The following is a 19,742-nucleotide window of genomic DNA, read 5'->3' on the forward strand; positions in this document are numbered from 1 at the left end:
CCTAGCTTAGTGAAGCACCGTGTTGTCGAACGTCAGCGCTATGTAGTACAGCCCGCCGATGGTTGGGCCCGCCGCGTACTGGATGTAGCGGTTATTGAACAAATTCGCGCCGCCTACTTTGATCGTGGTTTTCAACGTAGGCACACGTAAGTTGACCTGCGCATCCACCGTTTGATAAGCCGGCACTCGGCCGTTAGCCAGCGGGCTTTCCCAGTAGAAAGTACTCTGCCGACGCCACGCAATGTTGAAACCTAGGTTACGCACTACCTCGCGGTTCCCAAACGAAGCGTTGATGGCCCACTTCGGGGTATTGAAGCCCGTCACAAAGATGTCGGCCTGTTTGTTGGCGGAAATGTTGTTGTAGTTAACGTTACCACCCACGGTAAACTTCTGGTAGAAGTTGTAGTTCACGCCCAGCGTAGAGCCGTAGCTCTTGTAATCGTTGCGGGCATTGGTGTACACGCGGTAGCGGTCCTGGCGGGCGTCACGGTTGCTGCGCACGGCGGCTAGCACGGCGTCATCCGAACCCACTTGCACTTGGTTGCCGCTAGCATCTTTCGGCACACTTACTTCTACCTGACCGAGAAAGCCCGAGTAGATGTTGTAGTACGCATCGGCGTCAATGGACACTTTGTTGTCGAACAGCACACTACGGTAGCCTACTTCGTACGAGTTGATCTGCTCGGGTTGCTCGTTGGGCAAGTTAGCTACTTGCAGCAGTTCCCGGTTTTGCGGAAGCAGGGCAGCCTGCGAGGCAGTAGTGCCATTGTTGGCTGCCACGTAGGCGTTCACAGCAGCGTTGAACCGGTCGATGGAAGCACGGGTGTAAGAATTTTGCAGGTAGTTCAGGCCTTCGTTCACGCGAGCTAGGCCACCCACGCGGCGTACGTTGCCGTTATTCACGAAGGAAAGCGCCTCAAACAGCGACGGGAAGCGCCAGCCGTTCTGGTAGGAAGCGCGGAAATTATGCTTCTCGGCCACGGTGTACACGGCGGCGATGCGCGGGTTTACTTTCGGCGTAAACTCCGGGTTGTAGTCAACGCGCAACGAGCCAGTCAGCTTCAGGCGGTCGGCAAGCAGCAGCTTGGTGGCTTGAGCAAAGCCGCCGAACTTCTTGTAATACACATAATCGCCACCGGGCTGGTTTCGCTCCGTTAAAGGCAGGCTAAAATCTACGAAGTTGTTGCCGTCGGGAATGATCTGGTACACGCGGGCATCGGCGCCAACTAGCACATCGGCAAACTTGATGCGCTGACCTAGGTTCCAGATGCCTTCGGTGTGGTACGTACGACTGCGCTGGGTAAGCGCGGCACCGCCCGGAACGGGGGCACCCTTCACGTTTACGCCGCTGTCCCAGTTATTAGTACCAACAATCTGCGCTTTCAAGTCCCGGAAAGCCTGGGTACCCGGCTCGGCACGACCAGCATCGGCGGCGGCGCGGGCAGCCACCATGGCGTTGCCTAGGTCCGCACCCGATTGCAAGGAGCTTTGCAGAGCCGTCCGGAACTTGGCGCCCCACACAGCGTTGGAGCCATTCTGCAAATCCAAGTTCAGGGCCAGTGGATTGAGGTTGTAAGAGTTACCCGTGTTCTCAATCAGCGAATAGGCGCGTACGGTGAAGTCGGTGCCTTTCAGCTCTAGCTTATGGTTCTGAACCGTCACGCCGTCGAGCTGGATCTTGTTGCCGCGCTGAAACACACCGTCCATGAGGCCGAAGCGGTAGCCGTAGCTCAGCTCCAGCTTGTCGGTGAGCTTGTAGTGCAGGCTAGCATCCGCCTTGATGTTGCGCACGGTGGAGTTCACCAGATCCTTTTCGTAGTAGCCCGTGCGGGTTACCGTAAAGTTCTGGCTTTTACCGTTGTATGGGATGTTTACCGTCAGGGAAGAGTTGGTATCGTCGCCGTAGCGGTTCCAGAGGTCAGCCGCCGGGTTGTAAGCACCCGATAGTTCGGGAAAGGCTGGGTTGGCGGTAGCTAGGTTCTGCGGGTTTTGGTCGGTCTGGGTATTGGCCAGCCAGTCGGTACCCTGTAAGTAGCTCAGGTTCACCTTGTACGCCCAGCGCTGCGTCTCGCCAATTGTTTGAGCCCAGCGTACCGCTGATTCCGTTAGCAAGCTAGGTTTGCGGTCGATACCATCCACGTGGTTTACGCCCCCCTTCTGATACACGCTCAAACCTTGGTAGGTGAAAGGGCTCTTGGTGGTTAGGTTGGCCATACCGTTGATGGCGTTCATACCGTAGAGCGCCGATGCCGCACCGGGCGTGATTTCCACGCTGGCGACGTCTAGCTCGGTCGGACCAATGGCGTTGCCGAGCGGCACCCCGAGGGTAGCCGCCTGCATATCCACGCCATCCACCAGCTGCATGAAGCGGAAGTTGTTCGGAATGTTGAAACCCCGGGTGTTCGGCACTTTGAACGTGAGGCTCGAGGTAGTCATCTGAACGCCTTTCACGTTTTCCAGCGCATCGTAAAAGCTAGGTGCCGGAGTTTCCTTAATTGCCCGAATGTCAAGCTTTTCGATGGCAACTGGCGACTTCAAACGGCTTTCTTCTACCCGAGAGGCCGATACCACGACTTCGTTGGTCAGCACCGATTTGGACTCCAGCGACACCTGCAAACGGCTGCTGGCGCTGGCCACTTGAATTTCGCGGGTTTCGTAGCCAATAAAGCTGAAAACCAAAGTAAACGGAAAGCGGAGCCGCTCTTTTAAGGCGAAAGCGCCCGTAGCATCGCTCTGGGTACCGACGGTGCCTCCTTTCACGCTGACCGTCACGCCGGGCAGTGGTTGGTGGTTGTTATTGTCGCGGATGGTGCCGCTGATGGCAATGATAGGGTCTTGGGCAAACGCCGGTACTGCGTTGGCTAGAAGCAAAAGCACAAAAAGCCACAAAGAGGCATAATAGTGTCTCATTGTCAATGATGTGTAGATTTCAAAAAGAGAGATGTAAACAGAACGGCCGCTCAAAAGTGCGTGCGACGGCCAGACACAAGGCTTTGACGACAAGACGGCCTTGGCATGTTGCCAAAGGCATTGGGGCCAAGCGCTAGTCGTTTAATTCTGACTACAACATCGTCTTTGAAAAGCGCACACCATAGGAGGCAAGGAATTCATTAGTAAGATTTTAACAGTAGGTTCTTTTGATTAGAGTTGCTTTACTCTAGGGTGAATGCTAGCGGCTTCCTTGATATCAAGGAAGAATCGGAGTAGCCTTGTTGGTGAAACAACTTTTTAAATGTGTCATGCTGCCGCCAGAAAGCGCTGGCGTACAGTACCAGCTTTTCTGCTCGCAACGAAGCACGTAAGCGGCTTCCAGCGGCAACATGACAAACGATTAAGCCAACCTTTTACTTTAACTGGCTTATTTACTGCCAACTAATATACATCTTCGAGGTAGCGACGCTGTTTTTTCAAATTGCGCACGTAATCGGTGGCCGCATCTGAGCTGATACCAGCCTCACGCTGCACCACTTCTGTCAGCGCTGTTTGAATAGCAGCACCTAGGCGTACTTTGTCGCCGCACACGTAGAAGTGCGCGCCGTTTTCCAGCCAGCCATATACTTCCTTCGAGTTTTCAAGCAGACGGTTCTGCACGTAGATTTTCTCGGCTTGGTCGCGGGAAAAGGCTACGTGCAACTGATTGAGCTTGCCTTGCTTGAGATACTGTTGCCACTCCGTCTGATAGAGGAAGTCGGTGGTGAAGTTGGGGTTGCCGAAGAACAGCCAGTTGCGACCGGCGGCACCTAGCTCCACGCGTTCCTCCACGAAAGCTCGGAAGGGCGCCACACCCGTTCCCGCTCCTACCATGATAATGTCGGTATCTGTGTTTTGGGGCAGCTTGAAGTATTCGTTGTGTTCTACAAACACCTTTACCGTATCGTCGACGGCTATGCGGTCGGCCAGGAAGGTTGAGCAAGCACCCTGCTTACGCCGACCAAACGCTTCGTAGCGCACCGCACCTACCGTGAGGTGCACTTCATCGGGGTGAGCGAGCAAGCTGGAGGCAATGGAATAGGCCCGGCTCGGCAGCGGCCGCAGCGTTTCTACGAGTGCCTGCGCGGAGAGTTCCGTAGGGAAATCGGTGAGCAAGTCGGCGATGTCGCGGCCATAGAGGTAAGGCTGCAACTGCTTCGTATCTGTCAGCAGATCCTGTAGTTGTGCATGCGGAGCCAGGGCAGCATAGCGCTCCATCACGTCACGCGTCAGCACCGACAGCTCCCGGCGATTGGCCAAAGCAGCTGCTAGTGGCAACCGCTCGGTACCTAGGTCTACCGATTCGCCTTCGGGCAAACGGGCGGCCTTTAGCACTTCTTCTACAAGTGGGTCTTCGTTGACAGGCACTACTGCCAGTGCATCGCCTGGCTCATAGTGCAAACCCGACTCAGCTAGGTCTAGCTCTAAGTGGTACGTTTCCTTCGACGAACCCCGGCCATTAAGCTGAATGCTTTCGAGCACCCGCGCTTCCCACGGGTGCTTACGCGAATAAACTGTAGCGGCCGGTTCTGCTTTCACAGCAGCCGAGGCACTTGCGGTGGGCGCAGCCGCGGCAGCAGGTGCCGACGCAGGAGCAAACTCGCTGGTGATCTTATCTAGTACGGCCGCAATCCACTCTTCGGCAGCAGTTTCGTAGTCTACGTCGCAGTCGACCCGGTCTAGAATGCGTTGGGCACCTAGCTCGGCAAAGCGCTCATCGAAGTCACGGCCAGTCTTGCAGAACTCCACGTAGCTTTTATCGCCCAAGGCCAGCACCGAATAGCGTAGCTCGGGTAGCTTTGGCGCCCGCTTGCTGAACAAGAATTGGTGCAGTTCTTCCGCCGACACGGGCGGATCGCCTTCCCCTTGCGTGCTCACTACCACCAGCATCAGCTTCTCTTGCGCCAGATTGCGGGTAGCGTAGTCGTTCATGTCTTTTACCTCTACTTTGAGGCCCTTACCAGTGGCAGCATCCGCTAGCTGTTTTGCTACCTTCTTGCTATTACCTGTTTGAGAACCAAAGAGTACGGTAATGGTAGGCACTGGTGCAGGTGCGGGCGCTACCGCCGCAGCTGCCGGGGCAGCCGTAAGTTGCGGCGCCGCACCGGTAGTTGCTGAGTAGCGACCATAGAAATAGCCACTCAACCACAGCAGTTGTTGCTCGGTCAAGTTGCCCGAGAGTTGCTGAAGCGTTGCGTCGTCGAGGCCCGCGGGAAGAGTTGTGCCTTGTAAAGATGTCATGTTTGCTAATGGAGAATTCTTTCTGCGGTTTCTGGTTTGACCCGGTGTAGAGTAACCAGCTGGTCGCTCTGCACCGGGTCAAATCAATTCCTAGATCGAGAAGGCTAGGGCGCCGGGTTCTGCTTCGGTAAATAAATCGGGGTCAGTGGCTTCGATCAGGCCAGCGGCAACCGTGCTGCCGGTTTGCTCGTCCACCAAAACGAAGGAGCCCGAGTCGCGGTTCTGACGGTATGGATCAGCCACGATAGGCGCCGCCGTTTTCAGCCGTACTCGCACGATGTCGTTGAGCTTGGCCTCGTCGGTGGCAACGTGGGTGAACGTTTGCACGTCGATTTTATACAGAATCGTGGGCAGCGAAGCCTTCACTAGCGCCGAATGGTGCTGAAGCAGGAATTTCCGACCACTGCGTAAAGGCGCTTCGGCCATCCAGCACAGGGTGGCTTCCAGTTCGCGCGTGATGTGCGGCACCTGCTTCACCGGCACGATAGAGTCGCCGCGGCTCACGTCCACATCCTCGGACAGGCGGATGATTACGCCTTGCGGTGCCACAGCACTTTCTACCTCTTGTTGGTTGATCTCAATAGCTTCAATGGTCGTTTCAATACCGGAAGGCAGCACCGTCACCTTGTCTCCTTTGCGGTACGAGCCGCTCTGAATCCGGCCAGCGTAGCCGCGGTAATCAGGCAGTTCATCCGTCTGAGGACGAATAACATACTGCACCTGGAAGCGCGACTCTTGTACGTCGGCCTCTTGGGTGGTCGGTACGCTTTCGAGGTACTCCAGCAAGCTAGGTCCGTTGTACCACGTCAGGAAGGCCGAACGCTCCACAATGTTGTCGCCGTGTAGGGCGCTGATCGGAATAGCCTTTATATCAGACAAGCGGAGCTGCTTGGTAACCTCAGCGTAATCGGCTACAATCTTATCGAACACTTCCTGGCTGTGCCCAACCAAATCCATCTTGTTCACGGCCAGCACGAAGTGCCGGATGCCAAGTAGAGCCGCTACCATCGAGTGACGACGCGTTTGCTCAATCACGCCCAGGCGCGCATCGACCAGCACGATGGCTAGGTCGGCGTTTGAAGCGCCCGTCACCATGTTGCGGGTGTACTGCACGTGGCCGGGCGCGTCGGTAATGATAAACTTACGGCGCGGCGTGGTGAAGTACTTGTACGCCACATCGATGGTGATGCCTTGTTCGCGCTCGGCGCGCAGACCGTCGGTGAGCAGGGCTAGGTCTACGGTGCCGTGCACGGTTGGCTTGTTTTCAAGCGCCGCTAGGATATCCAGTGACACTGAATCACTGTCATATAGCAGGCGCCCGATGAGCGTACTTTTGCCGTCGTCAACGCTGCCGCAAGTAATAAAACGAAGTAAATCCATTTGGTGGTCTATTGATTTAGCGAGTAGTCGACTCCGTGAGCATGATAGCTAGCTCACGAAGTCACTAAATCACATTTTTAGAAATAGCCGTTACGCTTACGATCTTCCATCCCGGCTTCCGAGATGTTATCATCGAGACGGGTAGCACCCCGCTCGCTGACTTTCGCCAGAAGCAGGTCTTCAATAATATCGTCGATGGTGCTAGCGTCGCTCTCTACAGCAGCCGTGCAAGTCGAGTCACCCACGGTGCGGTAGCGTACTTGGCGCTTTACTATTTCGTCGTTTTCGTCTAGTTGCAGGTGCTCGCTTAACCCGAGCAGCTGGCCGCTCGGCAGCACCACACAGGCGCGCTCGTGGCCGAAGTAGATGCTCGGCAAGGCAATATTCTCGCGCTGAATGTAGCGCCACACATCTAGCTCGGTCCAGTTGGAAATGGGGAATACGCGCACGTTTTCCCCCTTCTGAATTTTGCCGTTATAGATGTTCCATAGCTCGGGGCGCTGCCGCTTGGGGTCCCACTGGCCGAACTCGTCGCGCACGGAGAAGATGCGTTCTTTGGCGCGCGCTTTTTCCTCATCGCGGCGAGCCCCACCGATGCAGGCATCGAACTCAAACTCTTCGATTACATCGAGCAGCGTGTACGTCTGCAAGGGATTGCGACTCGGAAATTTACCGGTCGCGTCGCGTAGACCGCGCTGCTTGATGGTGTCTTCTACTTTGCGCACGATGAGCTTTTCGCCCAGGCGGGCAGCTAGCTCGTCGCGGTAAGCCAGCACCTCTGGGAAGTTATGCCCAGTGTCAACGTGAACCAAGGGAAACGGGAAGCGCCCCGGACGGAAAGCCTTTTCAGCCAGACGCGTTAGTACAATAGAATCTTTGCCACCCGAAAATAGCAGTGCGGGGCGCTCAAACTGCCCGGCTACTTCCCGCATAATGTGGATTGCTTCGGCTTCTAGGCGGTCGAGGTAATCTAAATGAGAGGTACTCATGCAAATTGTTGCTTTAACCTGTGCATCGGCCCTACTCCTGTGAGGAAGCTAGGCCGACGACATTGAGAGGTAAACCAAGGCTAGCTTGGCAAATTGAATTAACAAGAGGAGTTAGTTGCTCGGGGCAGGCGTGGTGCTCGTAATAGGCTCCACCACCGGGTCCGGCCCATCGTGGGTGCCGTGGGTATGCAGGCCGCACTCCTTCGCCGACTGGTTTTCCCACCACCAGCGCCCGGCGCGGAAGTCTTCGCCGGGCTGAATAGCGCGGGTGCAGGGCGCGCAGCCAATGCTCACGAAACCTTGCTTGTGTAGCGGGTTCACCGGAATGCCATGCTCACGCACATAGTCCCAGCATTGGTCCCACGTCCAGTCGAACAGCGGGTGCACTTTGATAAGCTGGTGCGCCTCGTCCCACTCTACATTATGCATGCCCTGGCGGTTGGCCGATTGCTCGGCGCGGATACCCGTAAACCACAGGTGCTGACCAGCTAGTGCGCGATTCAAGGGCTCTACTTTACGGATGTAGCAGCACTCTTTGCGGTTTTCTACGCTTTCGTAGAAGCTGTTAGGTCCTTTTTTGAGCATCAGCTCCTGTACGCTCTGCTGATCGGGGAAGTATGTTTCAATTGGCTTCTCGTACTTCAGCAGGGTCTTGTTCCAGGTCGAGTAAGTTTCCTGGAAGTTACGCGCGGTGTCAAGTGTAAATACTTTCACCGGCAGATCATTCGTAAAAATCAGATGACTAATTATCTGATCTTCAATCCCGAAAGAAGTTGAGAAAACAGCTTTATCGGGAAAAAGAGAAGCGGCGTAGGTGAGTATTTCAACAGCACTACGTCCGGCTAATTCTTGGCGCAGGTCGTTGACCCGGTCCTCAGATGGTAGTTGCATAAGCAGAAGAATTCAGGGATTTGGGAGGGCTAGCTCCGATTTTGCAGTAGAACCAACGGATCGGCGCAAACTTCAGCCTACGTTGAGTGGCTACTGCGGTACGTTGCGTAAGACCTTTGTGGTCATTACCAGCGTGTTAAACCAAGAAAAAGGAGAAAAGATGCGCGAAACCTTCTTAACCTCGCATAAGCCCAACCATGCACGTGCCACAACATCCATGCTGTACGGATGCAGAGGTGGTGGGGTGGGCGGCGGGGTTCAGCAAGAATTTCACGGCTGTGTTGTTTTTATATGATCAGGACTTGGCACCGTTCCGGTATTCCGGGGGTTGTCGGCGTTTCGTCGAGCCTGTCTCTCCACGCCTCTGTATAAAAACAATCCTTTTGTCAGAAAGATTGAATGGACGCAAAAGTAATAGCCATTTCTTAATAATCATAACTTATATACACACTGCTTGCGTGCTTCACCACAGGTTTTTACGCAGTAAGCTCGGCAGATTTATAATTTAGCTAGGTTCTCGCCGTACATTCGCGCGGTTTTTACGCTGTTTTTCACGAATGTCCTTCACGCTACCGGCGGAACTTCACGCCCACTCCACTCCTTTCTATTTCTACGACCTAGCCCTGCTGGAGCAAACCCTCACGGCTTTGCAACAAGCCGCTAAGCCCCGCGGCTTCCACGTGCACTACGCCCTAAAAGCGAACGTCAACTTGCCCGTGCTGGAGCGTATCCGGCAGCACGGCTTGGGCGCCGACTGCGTGAGCGGCGGCGAAGTGCAACGCGCGCTGGACGCCGGCTTTGCGCCTCAAGACGTGGTATTTGCTGGCGTAGGTAAATCGGATGTGGAGTTGAACCTAGCCCTAGCCGCTGATATCTGGTGCTTCAACGTAGAATCGGTGGAGGAGCTGGTGGTGCTCGATGCGCTAGCTGGTGCCCAGAACCGGCGCGCCCGCGTGGCACTGCGCGTGAACCCTAACGTGGATGCACACACCCATCATTACATCACGACGGGTCTGGAAGCCAACAAGTTTGGCATTAGCTTATCCGACTTGCCGAGCGTGGTAGCTCAGCTGCCTTCGTTGCCCAACATTGAGCTGGTTGGGCTGCACGCGCATATCGGTTCACAGATTACGAATCTGAGTGTGTTTGGCGAACTCAGCCAAAAGCTGAACGAACTGCAAGATTGGCTGCAAGATCAAGGCTACTCCCTCCCCCACCTCAACGTGGGCGGCGGCCTCGGCATCGACTATCAAACGCCTGACAAGAACCCTATCCCGGACTTCGAAACCTACTTCCGGACCTTCGAGCAGCACTTGGTGCGGCGCCCCGGCCAGAAGGTGCACATGGAGCTAGGTCGCGCGGTAGTGGCGCAGTGCGGTACGCTCATCAGCCGCGTGCTGTTCGTGAAGCGCAGCCAGCAAACGCAGTTTGCTATCCTCGACGCCGGTATGACCGAGTTGATCCGTCCTGCGCTCTATGGCAGCCACCATCACATCCAGAATCTCAGCAGCCAAGGTGCCGTGCAGCCCTACGACGTGGTAGGCCCTATTTGTGAGTCGTCCGACCGGTTTGGGCAAGAGGTGCTGCTACCCGAAACCAAGCGCGGCGACCTTATTGCATTGCGATCGGCGGGAGCTTACGGCGAGGTAATGTCGTCGCATTATAACCTACGCGAAAAGGCGCCAGCATACTACGCTTAGCCTAGGTAGCTAGGTCATAAATGCTTCGGTCATCCTGAGCAGAGCGAAGAACCTTATCGCGTTGAAACGATAATCGTAGTTACGATTCGTTCTCGCGTGATAAGGTCCTTCGCTCTGCTCAAGATGACAGATAAATCAGTGGATAGCACTGATTTACCAGTAGATCGTCCACTTGCCTAGGGTTTCATGCTGGGTGAAGTAGCGCAGCATCCACTTGCGTTCTTCCTTCAACTCGCCTTTCACCAGCATCGCTGGGTGTTGCACGAGCAAGCTACCTAGGTAGGGCTCCTGGCGAGTGTCAGGTAGCATGATGAGGTTGCGGCGCCATGTCTCATCGGCTTCGAACTGCGTTTCGCGGTGCAGGTTTTCATTGCCATCGTAGAGCGAGACGGGCAGCTTGCCTAGCTCAAATGCTAGAGACGGCAGCAACTCGTTGTACACAAGTACGGTACGACTCGCGAGCTTATGCTGGCGCAAAAATTCCGCGAGCGGGCGGCTGCCATTGAAAGCTAGTTCGTTCTGGTCCATGATGGGCTTGGCAGTGAGCAAGAGGGCGGCGGTGAATACCACGGTTGCGGCCAGAATGCGGGGAGCTACTCGTACTTGGTCCCATAGTGTTAGGAGGAGCACCAGCACAATCACCCCAACCGCCGGTCGCAACACCGTCAGGGGGCTCATTTCCAAAGGGATGCTTGGGAAAGCAGTTAGCAGCACCGGCAGCAAGCACAGCACCGCCAGCAGAAAGCCGTAGAGCGCCACAATACCCACATACCAACGAAACAGCACGGCGTCGGTGAGGCGACCTAGGTAGTACACCGTCAGCAAGGCCACGCCGGGGAAGATGGGCAACACGTAGAGCAGCAGCTTTGACTTCGAGATGGAGAAGAAAATCAGCGGCACTACTACCCAAAAAATGAGCACGTTGCGCCACTGTTGCGGCAGCTCGCGCCAAGGCGTGCGCACCGCCCGACTAATCAGCGCCACCGACCACGGCAAGCTCGTGGCAGGCGCCAGTACCACGTAAAACCACCACGGCTTAGCCCGGTTGAAGGTAGCGGCGTTGGCGAAGCGCTCCACGGTGTGCTCAAACAAGAAGTAGCGTACGAAGGCCGAGTTTTCGGCCACCAAGTACAAATACCAGCTCAGCCCAACCAACACGAAAAGCACGATGCCTAAAGCGTGATGCTTGGTGAAAGGCCGCCGGGTTTGCTGCTGTTTGAAGTAAAAGCTACTGACTGCCATCAGCGGCAGCACAAAGCCAACAGGCCCTTTAGTAAGAAAAGCTAGGCCGAGTCCAATCCAGAACAGGTAGAGCCAGCGGGCGCCCCCCCCGTCGTAGTAACGCAGAATTCCGTAGGCTGCCGCCAATTCTAGCGTAGCTAGGTAGGCATCGGTCGTGACATTCAGCGCCGAGATGAGCACGACGGGCAGTGTGCCGTAGATGATGGCTGCCGCTAAGGAACGTGCCCGGTCGCCACGAAACATAATTTGCCCCAGGCCATACACCAGCAGCACTTGCAGTAATACGGCCACAATGGGTAGAAGTCGCACAGCGGCGGCATTCGGCCCGAACAAACCTAGGCCAGCCGCTACGAGCCAATAGGTGAGCGGCGGCTTGTGGAAGTGCTGAATACCCAGCAAGCGCGGGTGCAGCCAATCTTGCCCCACCAGCATCTCGCGGCCGATTTCGGAATAACGCGCCTCGCTGCTTTCCAGCGGACCCCAACTGCCGATATTCACCAGAAAAGCTAGCCCCAGCACCAACAGAAACAACCAGAGCCAGGTGCGGGAAGTAAGCGGAGCAGACATAACAGCGTTTTTTGGCCAATGAAAATGGCTGCAATGTTAGCCAAAATGGGCGGGCGCGTCATCGACAGGGGCTTTGTTCTAGTTCTTTTTCGCCCAAGATATTATTTGCTGTAGGGAGCAGGGCCTGCTGACGCCTCTTGTGGAACGATACTGCTGTCTTGGCACGGAGTAGCGAGAGTAAGCGCCACATCCTATGTACACGTGCTCCAAACTATTAGCAGGTTTCTGGTAAGCAGCGCTTCAGATATCTGCTGTTATATAAAATAACTTACATCATATAAACCTTTAACGATAAGCCACTTGTGTTTTTGAAAAACAACTTATTTCTATTACCTAAGCAGTTACGCTGAGCGCCGCATGGCAAAGCAGCTACTCCGATACTAGGCGCAGCTGCATACCCGTCGAACAACTTTAGCCACAGAACCACGCAAGTGCCTAGGAGAGTATTCTTGACAAGATTTTTTCATGAGATACGCTACAGGAAAACAAAGAATACTAACAATAACCGCGGTAATTATTGGCTGTACACTAGTTGCAGCTAAGACCTCCGCACAAAACAATCACAAGCCTAGCAACTCGTTCAAAGATTGTCCTGACTGCCCAGAAATGGTAGTGATTCCCTCTGGGACTTTTACGATGGGCACTCCTGATAGCGAAGAGGGAAGGTCTGAGGTGGAAGGGCCGGTTAAGAAAATAACCATCAGGCAATTCGCTGCTGGTAAATACGACGTTACCCGAGGTCAGTGGGAAGTATTTGTAAATGCTACTCATCGACCGGTCGTTACGGGGTGTGCCTTCAGTGGTTTTGAAGATGCGAGCCGCAAAGCCTGGGATGCCAACCCCGATGCATCATGGCAACATCTCGGCTTCCCACAAGACAAGACGCACCCTGCTGTTTGCCTAACCTGGGATGACGCGCAGGACTACGTGAAATGGCTGAGCCAAAAAACAGGACATACTTACCGCTTATTAACGGAAGCTGAATGGGAATTTTCGGCTCGTGCCGGCTCGAATACACCTTATCCCTGGGGAGCAGTAGCCAGTCATGAACTTGCTAATTATGGCGCTGACTCCGGCTGGGTAGGAGCAGCCGTGGGGCGGGATAAGTGGCTAGGCACTTCACCGGTAGGGTCTTTTCCGCCGAACGCCTTTGGCCTGTACGACATGCAGGGAAATGTATTGCAGTATGTAGAAGACTCTTTTTCACCTACTGTTGCTCAAATACCGTCTGATGGGTCTGCTTATAAAGAAGATGTCGTTTTGCACATGACGGGAAGGCTTACTTTTATGAACGGCAAAAAATCCAGTGAAAGCCGGATGGTAAGAGGTGGCGACTGGGGAGATCCGCCGCTCATGCTTCGTTCAGGGTTCCGCAACTGGGCGCCCGGACGTGGATTCACCCTACAGAACTACCGTAGCGGAGGTGTGGAATTCCGCGTAGCGAGAGATCTGTAGTGTTTAATGGGTAGATAGAAAGGGAGCAACTTTGCCCGCTTCTGCAACTAACGGAAGCCGAATGGGTTATCAACATACACCCTTTCCGCCCGCCCATGAAAATCCTGCTCACCGGTGCTAATGGCTACATCGGCCAACGCCTGCTTCCGCTGCTAGTAGAGGCCGAACACGAGGTCATTTGTCTGGTGCGCGACCCGCGCCGCTTCGAGTTGCCTGAGCGCCTCCGTGCCCGCGTGACGGTAGCACAAGGCGACTTACTCCAACCCGACTCCCTCCGCGACCTGCCCCGCGACCTAGATGCTGCCTACTACCTGGTGCACTCGATGAGCGGCAACGACAAAAACTTTGTGCAATCGGAACAAGATTCAGCGCAGAATTTCGTCGATTACCTCGATCAGACTACCGCCAAGCAGGTTATTTACCTGAGCGGCATCGTAAACGACCAAGGGCTTTCGGCGCACTTACGCTCGCGCAAAGCGGTGGAATCGGTGCTGGAGAAAGCGGAAAAAGCTAGCCTCACGGTGCTGCGCGCCAGCATTATCATTGGCTCCGGCTCGGCGTCGTTCGAGATTATTCGGGATTTGGTGGAAAAGCTGCCGGTGATGGTTACGCCGCGCTGGCTCAACTCGCGTTGCCAACCCATTGGCATTCGCGACGTTATGTTTTACCTCACCGCGGTACTCGACAACCCCGACTGCCTGGACAAGAAATTCGACATCGGCGGGCCAGATGTGCTGACCTACAAACAGATGCTGCTTGGGTTAGCTGAGGTGCGCGGCTACCGGCGCTACATCATCACGGTGCCCGTGCTTACGCCGCGGCTTTCGTCGTGGTGGCTGTTCTTGGTAACGCGCACTACCTTTTCGCTCGCCCAAAGCTTAGTAGAGAGCTTGCGCAACGACACCGTGGCCGACCCGCAGCGGAGCATTCGGTCGGTAGTGCCGCACGAGTGCATGAGCTACCGCGCCGCGTTGGAGCTAGCTTACTCACGGATCGAGCAGAACGAGGTGATTAGCAGCTGGAGCGATGCCCTGAGCAGCGGCGTTATCCAGAAGAACTATATGGACTTCGTGCAGATCCCGCAACACGGAGTACTCACCAATCGCCAAGTGCTCAACTTCACCCGCGACCCCAATGAGGTGCTGCGCAACGTGTGGAGCATCGGCGGCGAACGGGGCTGGTATAAAGTCGATTGGCTCTGGCGCATCCGTGGACTGATGGACAAGTTTGTGGGCGGCGTAGGCCTGCGCCGCGGCCGCCGCTCCCCCACCAAGCTACGCGCCGGCGACCCCCTCGACTTTTGGCGTGTGCTCGTGGCCGACCGAAGCAGCCGGCGCTTGCTGCTTTACGCTGAGATGAAATTACCCGGCGAGGCCTGGCTGCAATTTCGCATCACCGATAACGGAGACGGAAGTCACCGATTAGAGCAGCTAGCTGCCTTCCGGCCACAGGGGATTGCAGGTCGTCTTTATTGGTACTCGCTCGTGCCGTTTCACTTCATCATCTTCCGGGGCATGATCGAGAACATTGTGCAGTATGGCGAGGTGGTACCGGTGCTAGGTTCTCAGCCAGCCCCAGCAGGAATATAGCTGTTGCTTACCTAGCAGCGCTTTATTTACGAAGTCTAAAATTCAGGTTATTTTCGTCTAAACACCAACTACTTACAAACATATCTTAGCAGTACCGAAAGTCCTTTACTCATGAATAGTGGGTATAGTTATTTTCTAATAAAGAAGAGATTTGAACAATGATCATGGCGTGTCGTCAGGTCTTGTTAGTTGCTCTTCTATGCCCTGTTATTTACACCTGTTGCTACCGACTCCAGTCGGTCATTTCTATTACGACATATTTTATCTACTCGGCTTCGGGGTAGCGGGTGTACTGCTGCTACTTGAGGCTAAGCGGCGGCAGTATGCTTGGCGGCCTTGGCTGGTGTTGATGGCGGGCGCTCAACTGCTACTTATCCTAGGCACGAAGCTGGTGGCGGGTTCGGCCGCAGATTGGCAACACTTATTTGCACTCGGTATCTGGAACGGCCCCGACCATCGTTCTATCCTTGGGGGCTTACTAGGTGTGGTACTGGCGGTTGCTATTTTACGGCGCTGGCTTGGCTTCGACCGCGATGCATACGATGCACTGGCTTTACCGCTTATGGTTGGCTTAGCAGTGCAGGGCATAGGATGCTTTTTAACGGGATGCTGCTTCGGCATTGTGGCCCCTACGCTCCCGTTCAGCGTAGCGTATGCGCCCGGTACACTGCCCTTTTTGGTGCAAGTGTCGCGGGGCGTGCTTGAGGCCAGCGCACCTAGCTCACTCCCGGTGCATCCGGCTCAGCTCTATCAAATTCTTCTCTGCCTAGGTATTGCGGCTGTCCTACTGGCTACGCGGCGGAAGCAGTGGCCAGATGGCTGGCGTTTTACGCTCGTGCTTTTGCTGTATGTGCTCGGCCGGTTTGGTTTCGAATTTTGGCGCGATGCGGCTGGCGACGTGGTGGGTAGTGGGCTTTGGGGCAGCCTAAAACCCGTGCAGTGGGGCCTGCTGCTTGCCTTACCGTTATTAGGTGGCTGGCTCATCTACCAGAAGAAAACGGCTGCTCCTGCTACCGGCTCCGTTCTGTCGAATGACTGGCGCCCCATGTTCACGGTGGCAACGCTGCTCCTACTCACTGCCGCTCTAGGCCCGCAGTGGCTGACGTGGTCGGAGCGGTGGGTAGTGCAAAGCTTGCTTCTGACAGTAATGATATTGGAAGCTAATCACTTACGCCAACTGCATAACAGAGTACACTCGGCCCCGAAGCTAGCTACTATGCTCGGCTGCTTAGCCATGCTGACCATGAGCCAAGCACCAGCGCCCCAAGACCCCACGCTTCAGCCTGAGCGCCAGGGCTACACCACATTCAGCGTAGGTGGTTCGGCTGGCTCTATGCGGCAGCTGTATGATTATCCTTACGGGTGCTCCGGTTCGCGCTATGATGTCCCGACATACCGTCAGCATTACCAAGTGGGCACACTCGATGTTGCCCAAACCCAGCCCTTTGGTCGGCACCTCACCTTCACCTACGGCGCGGCGCTTCACGTGGGCCAGACCCGCTTTTTGCCCGATCAGGATACCTCCTTTGTCCCGCACTCAGCCTATAATACTCCGGTGCCTGCCTTCACCTACGATGGTAAGCGGCAGCTGTTCACCATCAACCCCTATCTGGAAGTAGCTCGTCCTGAATATCTACGCATGGGGCTAGGTGTCCACCTCGGTACAGCAGCTTACGATTTTCCGTATAGCCCTGGAGAGCGGAATAAGGTCAGATTGCAGTTCCTGTTAGAGGGTGGCTATATGCCTTACGTGTTCTTGCACATGAGCATCAACCAGGGAGCCCGAGGAGTGGGCGACGGTACCTCTATGGTTGGCCTGGGGTCAGGCTTTGGCCAGAACGAGCCGCGCCTGCTTACCGGTTTGGCTTTGGTGAACAGCGAATCAAATGCGGGACTGCTAGAAAAAGTCACTTATTCCTACATTCCTTTCATACAAGGCAGTATACCGGTAAACGCCAACTGGGAAATCCTGCCATACGCAGCTACTAACTTCAAGCACGTAAACCAAGTGCGCGTGCAGTTGCGCTACCGCTTGCCCCGGGCCACGACCCGCTAAGATGCTGGCGCTTTGCCAAACCACTGTTCAGACCTAGCCCCCAAATCGCCGGACCAGCCACATGATTAGGCTGAGCAGCAAGCTGATTAGCACCATCGAAACAAAAGGAGCATAGAGCCGGAAGCCAGGCCGCTCTACCCGCACGTCGCCGGGCAGACGTCCAAACCAGCCGAGCAAACTGCCGCCACCTAGCCACAGGAAAGCGCCCAGCAGCACAATACCTAGCCCCAGCAGGACAAGAATTTTACCGAGTTGAGGAGTCATGGTTGTAGGCTATAAGCTGTTTCTACGGCCAGTATACGTGTCTCTTATTTACAGATTACACAGTTACTTGAAATACCCCTATTTAATGACCTTAATTTTCTGTTTCACAAGCATTTATTATATAGAATAATAGTATTTTAGAGTACTGCTTTGTGAAGTACCAGGTGGGTAGCACGCCAGCTAAATTCGACCTAGCAGCAGCTTTCTTGCCGACGTAAATTCTTTCTTTGGTATCAGCTCTATCCTATGTCTTCGTTGCTGTTGCCTTCGCCTCTTGGGCACCATTATTACTCCTTGTTTTACCTGCTAGCCTTTGCATTAAATCAAGGGTTGTTGCTGTGGGAAGGGTATCGGCGCGGCTACCCGGTCCGAACGTGGCTGCTGCTCATGGCCTGCACAACGCTGGCGTTTATTCTAGGTACCAAGCTGATAGCTGTTCCGGCCTCTGAGTGGGCAGCTTGGTGGCACACTGGGCAATGGCCAACTTCCACCATGCGCTCTGCCTTAGGTGGTGCCGTAAGCGGCACGCTGGCGTTGCTCGCGCTGCGGCGCTGGCTAGGCTTTAGCTGGCACGTCTTCGATGCATTCACAGTGCCGTTTTGCGTGGCGCTGGCCGTGCAGTGCGTAGGCTGTCTACTCACGGGTTGCTGCTTCGGCGAGCTAGCTCACGACGGCCTAGGCCTCTGCTACGCGCCCGGTACCCCGCCCTTCCTGACCCAAGTACAGCAAGGACTCATAGCCGCAACGGCCTCTCATTCACTACCTGTGCAGCCCGTGCAGGTGTACCAATTGCTGGTATGCCTAGCCGTCGGCGCAACTATTCTGCTGGTGCGCCGCAAGCCATGGCCCGGTGGCAGCTGGCGTTTGCTGGGGCTAGGCTTACTACTGCTCGGACGCTTCTGGCTGGAGTTTCTGCGCGACCCTGCCAGTGAGCGGGTCGGAGCTACTTTGCGCCCACTAGCGGGCATGGTGCTCAAAGAAGTTCAATGGGTCCTGCTACCTCTACTTTTTATCTCGCTGTTTTGGTGGCTCTACCTGATAAGGCGCCACGCAGCAGCACGCCCAGAGATAGTACCAGTGAACAACAGCCTGCGCAATTTGCTCGGTACCGCCGCACTGTTGGGCATCACGGCAACGCTCGGCCCTTGGGCACTCACGCTCCCAGAGGTATTAGTTATCAAGTTTTTGCTCCTCCCCGTGGTAGTTATAGAGCTAGGTAGGTTGTTGCTCAATGGGTCGCGCGCGGCTACCCAGCCGCGGCTAGTTGGCTTACCCCTCGGCCTAGCTTCTTTGGTACTGCTATTCACGAACCAAACGCCCGTTGATTCTACGTACCGCCAAAGCTACTGGTCCGTGACGGGCGGCGTTGGCAATGGCCGCTTTACCCGAGTACAAGAATATGAATCGACGGGCTGCGGCAGCACACCCCCGCCCCCTCAGTCATTCAGGCACGAGTACCAGTCGTTACAGCTGGGTGTGGCGCACATGGGGCAGAAGAAAGCCAATCCAAGTCAAGGCACACACGGATATAGCGTGGAAGTGGGCCTTCGCGGGATGCTAGGCCGCGACCGTGAGTATGACTCTATTGGCTCCCTGACCCGTACAACGCCATTGTTCACGTTCGTTCCCTATTCCATTCTCAACAGCCGTTATCTTGGCGTAGGTTTAGGCTTCTGGATTGGCCCACTAGGCTATTCTACTGCCGATAAAACCTACTCAGTTAATAAGTTTGATGCCTATTCACTGCTACGGCTGGGCCCACGGGAGCTTATCTATGCCCAAGGCGAGTACAATTCGCTCGAAGCAGGGTTAGGAAATCCAGCCACGCGCTTCGGCTTGGGGTCACAATTCAAGTCGAACGGCCAGGTGCAGGTGCTAGCGGGCCTCGCAATGGGCAAAAATTACAGAACGCCATCTAACAGCCGCAACCAGGCCTTTTTCATAGAAGCTAGCTTAAGGCCACAACCGAATCTATATGTGCAGCCTTACCTCACCCTAGGTGGGCGTGAGTTCCGACAAGCCAGCTTGCGCCTGCGGTATGACTTCCGCCGCCAGAAATAGCTTGGGCAGATCGGCTTTTTAATTCCAATAAATTTGAACCAGCACGATAATACCGATAACCAAAGCGGCGTAAACGCCCAACGCCCACCACTCGCCGGGGTCTTTGAAGTTATACGGATAGCGCTTGCGAGCTGCTTGCTGTACCCATACCGACACTACCGTGCCGCCAGTGGCAAGCCCCAAGGCTAAGGTCTGGGGTATGGCTTGGCGAAACAACAACAGCAAGGCAACCAGCGGCACAAGCCCCACAAGGTAGCCTAGCAGGCGGGTAGTAAAAAGGGTAGAAGACATACAAACAAATTAGCACTAACGGCTCAATCGGGTACGCCGTTGAGCC

At 55.2% G+C, this 19,742-nt stretch carries 13 protein-coding genes and 1 riboswitch; of the genes, 5 read left to right on the forward strand and 8 right to left on the reverse strand.

Annotation, left to right across the window (positions count from 1 at the left end; all coding sequences use genetic code 11):
• Nucleotides 1-6: 6 nt before the first annotated feature.
• From SD425_RS18165 to SD425_RS18185, 5 genes are all read right to left on the reverse strand, one after another.
• Complete coding sequence (locus SD425_RS18165; protein ID WP_324671387.1) at nucleotides 7-2,877, reverse strand: TonB-dependent receptor; 2,871 nt, start codon at nucleotides 2,875-2,877, stop codon at nucleotides 7-9.
• A 495-nt stretch (nucleotides 2,878-3,372) separates the two neighbouring features.
• The gene (locus SD425_RS18170) at nucleotides 3,373-5,211 is read right to left on the reverse strand and encodes an assimilatory sulfite reductase (NADPH) flavoprotein subunit (RefSeq protein ID WP_324671389.1); all 1,839 of its coding nucleotides are present in this window, start codon (nucleotides 5,209-5,211) and stop codon (nucleotides 3,373-3,375) included.
• Nucleotides 5,212-5,301: 90 nt separating this feature from the next.
• Entirely contained in the window at nucleotides 5,302-6,591 is a 1,290-nt protein-coding gene (locus SD425_RS18175; RefSeq protein ID WP_324671391.1) for a sulfate adenylyltransferase subunit 1, read from the reverse strand.
• 77 nt (nucleotides 6,592-6,668) lie between these two features.
• Nucleotides 6,669-7,580 carry a sulfate adenylyltransferase subunit CysD gene (gene cysD / locus SD425_RS18180; protein WP_324671392.1) on the reverse strand — a complete coding sequence of 304 codons (912 nt, stop codon included), beginning with the start codon at nucleotides 7,578-7,580 and terminating at the stop codon, nucleotides 6,669-6,671.
• Between the two features lie 111 nt (nucleotides 7,581-7,691).
• Complete coding sequence (locus SD425_RS18185) at nucleotides 7,692-8,471, reverse strand: phosphoadenylyl-sulfate reductase (protein ID WP_324671393.1); 780 nt, start codon at nucleotides 8,469-8,471, stop codon at nucleotides 7,692-7,694.
• A 284-nt stretch (nucleotides 8,472-8,755) separates the two neighbouring features.
• A riboswitch (SAM riboswitch) is annotated at nucleotides 8,756-8,846 on the reverse strand.
• Between the two features lie 182 nt (nucleotides 8,847-9,028).
• Here SD425_RS18185 and lysA point away from each other — a divergent pair.
• Nucleotides 9,029-10,171: a diaminopimelate decarboxylase gene (gene lysA / locus SD425_RS18190; protein WP_324671394.1), complete on the forward strand. Its 1,143-nt coding sequence runs from the start codon at nucleotides 9,029-9,031 to the stop codon at nucleotides 10,169-10,171.
• A gap of 153 nt (nucleotides 10,172-10,324) precedes the next feature.
• On the opposite strand, the gene SD425_RS18195 is transcribed toward lysA, so the two are convergent.
• Nucleotides 10,325-11,980: a glycosyltransferase family 39 protein gene (locus tag SD425_RS18195; protein ID WP_324671396.1), complete on the reverse strand. Its 1,656-nt coding sequence runs from the start codon at nucleotides 11,978-11,980 to the stop codon at nucleotides 10,325-10,327.
• A 636-nt stretch (nucleotides 11,981-12,616) separates the two neighbouring features.
• On the opposite strand from SD425_RS18195, the gene SD425_RS18200 reads away from it, so the two are divergent.
• The 3 genes from SD425_RS18200 to SD425_RS18210 all read left to right on the forward strand — a co-directional run bounded on the left by SD425_RS18200 (nucleotide 12,617) and on the right by SD425_RS18210 (nucleotide 17,080).
• Nucleotides 12,617-13,435, forward strand: coding sequence for a formylglycine-generating enzyme family protein (locus tag SD425_RS18200; protein WP_324671398.1), 819 nt, complete (start codon nucleotides 12,617-12,619; stop codon nucleotides 13,433-13,435).
• A 95-nt stretch (nucleotides 13,436-13,530) separates the two neighbouring features.
• Nucleotides 13,531-15,024 carry an SDR family oxidoreductase gene (locus SD425_RS18205; protein WP_324671400.1) on the forward strand — a complete coding sequence of 498 codons (1,494 nt, stop codon included), beginning with the start codon at nucleotides 13,531-13,533 and terminating at the stop codon, nucleotides 15,022-15,024.
• Between the two features lie 199 nt (nucleotides 15,025-15,223).
• A complete protein-coding gene (locus SD425_RS18210; RefSeq protein ID WP_324671402.1) occupies nucleotides 15,224-17,080 on the forward strand; it encodes a prolipoprotein diacylglyceryl transferase in 1,857 nt (618 codons plus the stop codon).
• 33 nt (nucleotides 17,081-17,113) lie between these two features.
• Here the strand turns inward: SD425_RS18210 and SD425_RS18215 are convergent, their stop codons facing one another.
• Nucleotides 17,114-17,344 carry a DUF2905 domain-containing protein gene (locus SD425_RS18215; RefSeq protein ID WP_324671403.1) on the reverse strand — a complete coding sequence of 77 codons (231 nt, stop codon included), beginning with the start codon at nucleotides 17,342-17,344 and terminating at the stop codon, nucleotides 17,114-17,116.
• 246 nt (nucleotides 17,345-17,590) lie between these two features.
• On the opposite strand from SD425_RS18215, the gene SD425_RS18220 reads away from it, so the two are divergent.
• Nucleotides 17,591-19,405, forward strand: a complete 1,815-nt coding sequence (locus tag SD425_RS18220; RefSeq protein WP_324671404.1) for a prolipoprotein diacylglyceryl transferase family protein — start codon at nucleotides 17,591-17,593, stop codon at nucleotides 19,403-19,405.
• 18 nt (nucleotides 19,406-19,423) lie between these two features.
• Here the strand turns inward: SD425_RS18220 and SD425_RS18225 are convergent, their stop codons facing one another.
• Nucleotides 19,424-19,696 (reverse strand): hypothetical protein, encoded by a 273-nt coding sequence (locus SD425_RS18225; protein WP_324671405.1) that lies wholly within the window; start codon nucleotides 19,694-19,696, stop codon nucleotides 19,424-19,426.
• Nucleotides 19,697-19,742: the final 46 nt, after the last annotated feature.

The organism is Hymenobacter sp. GOD-10R, assembly GCF_035609205.1.
In the GTDB taxonomy this organism is placed as follows: domain Bacteria; phylum Bacteroidota; class Bacteroidia; order Cytophagales; family Hymenobacteraceae; genus Hymenobacter.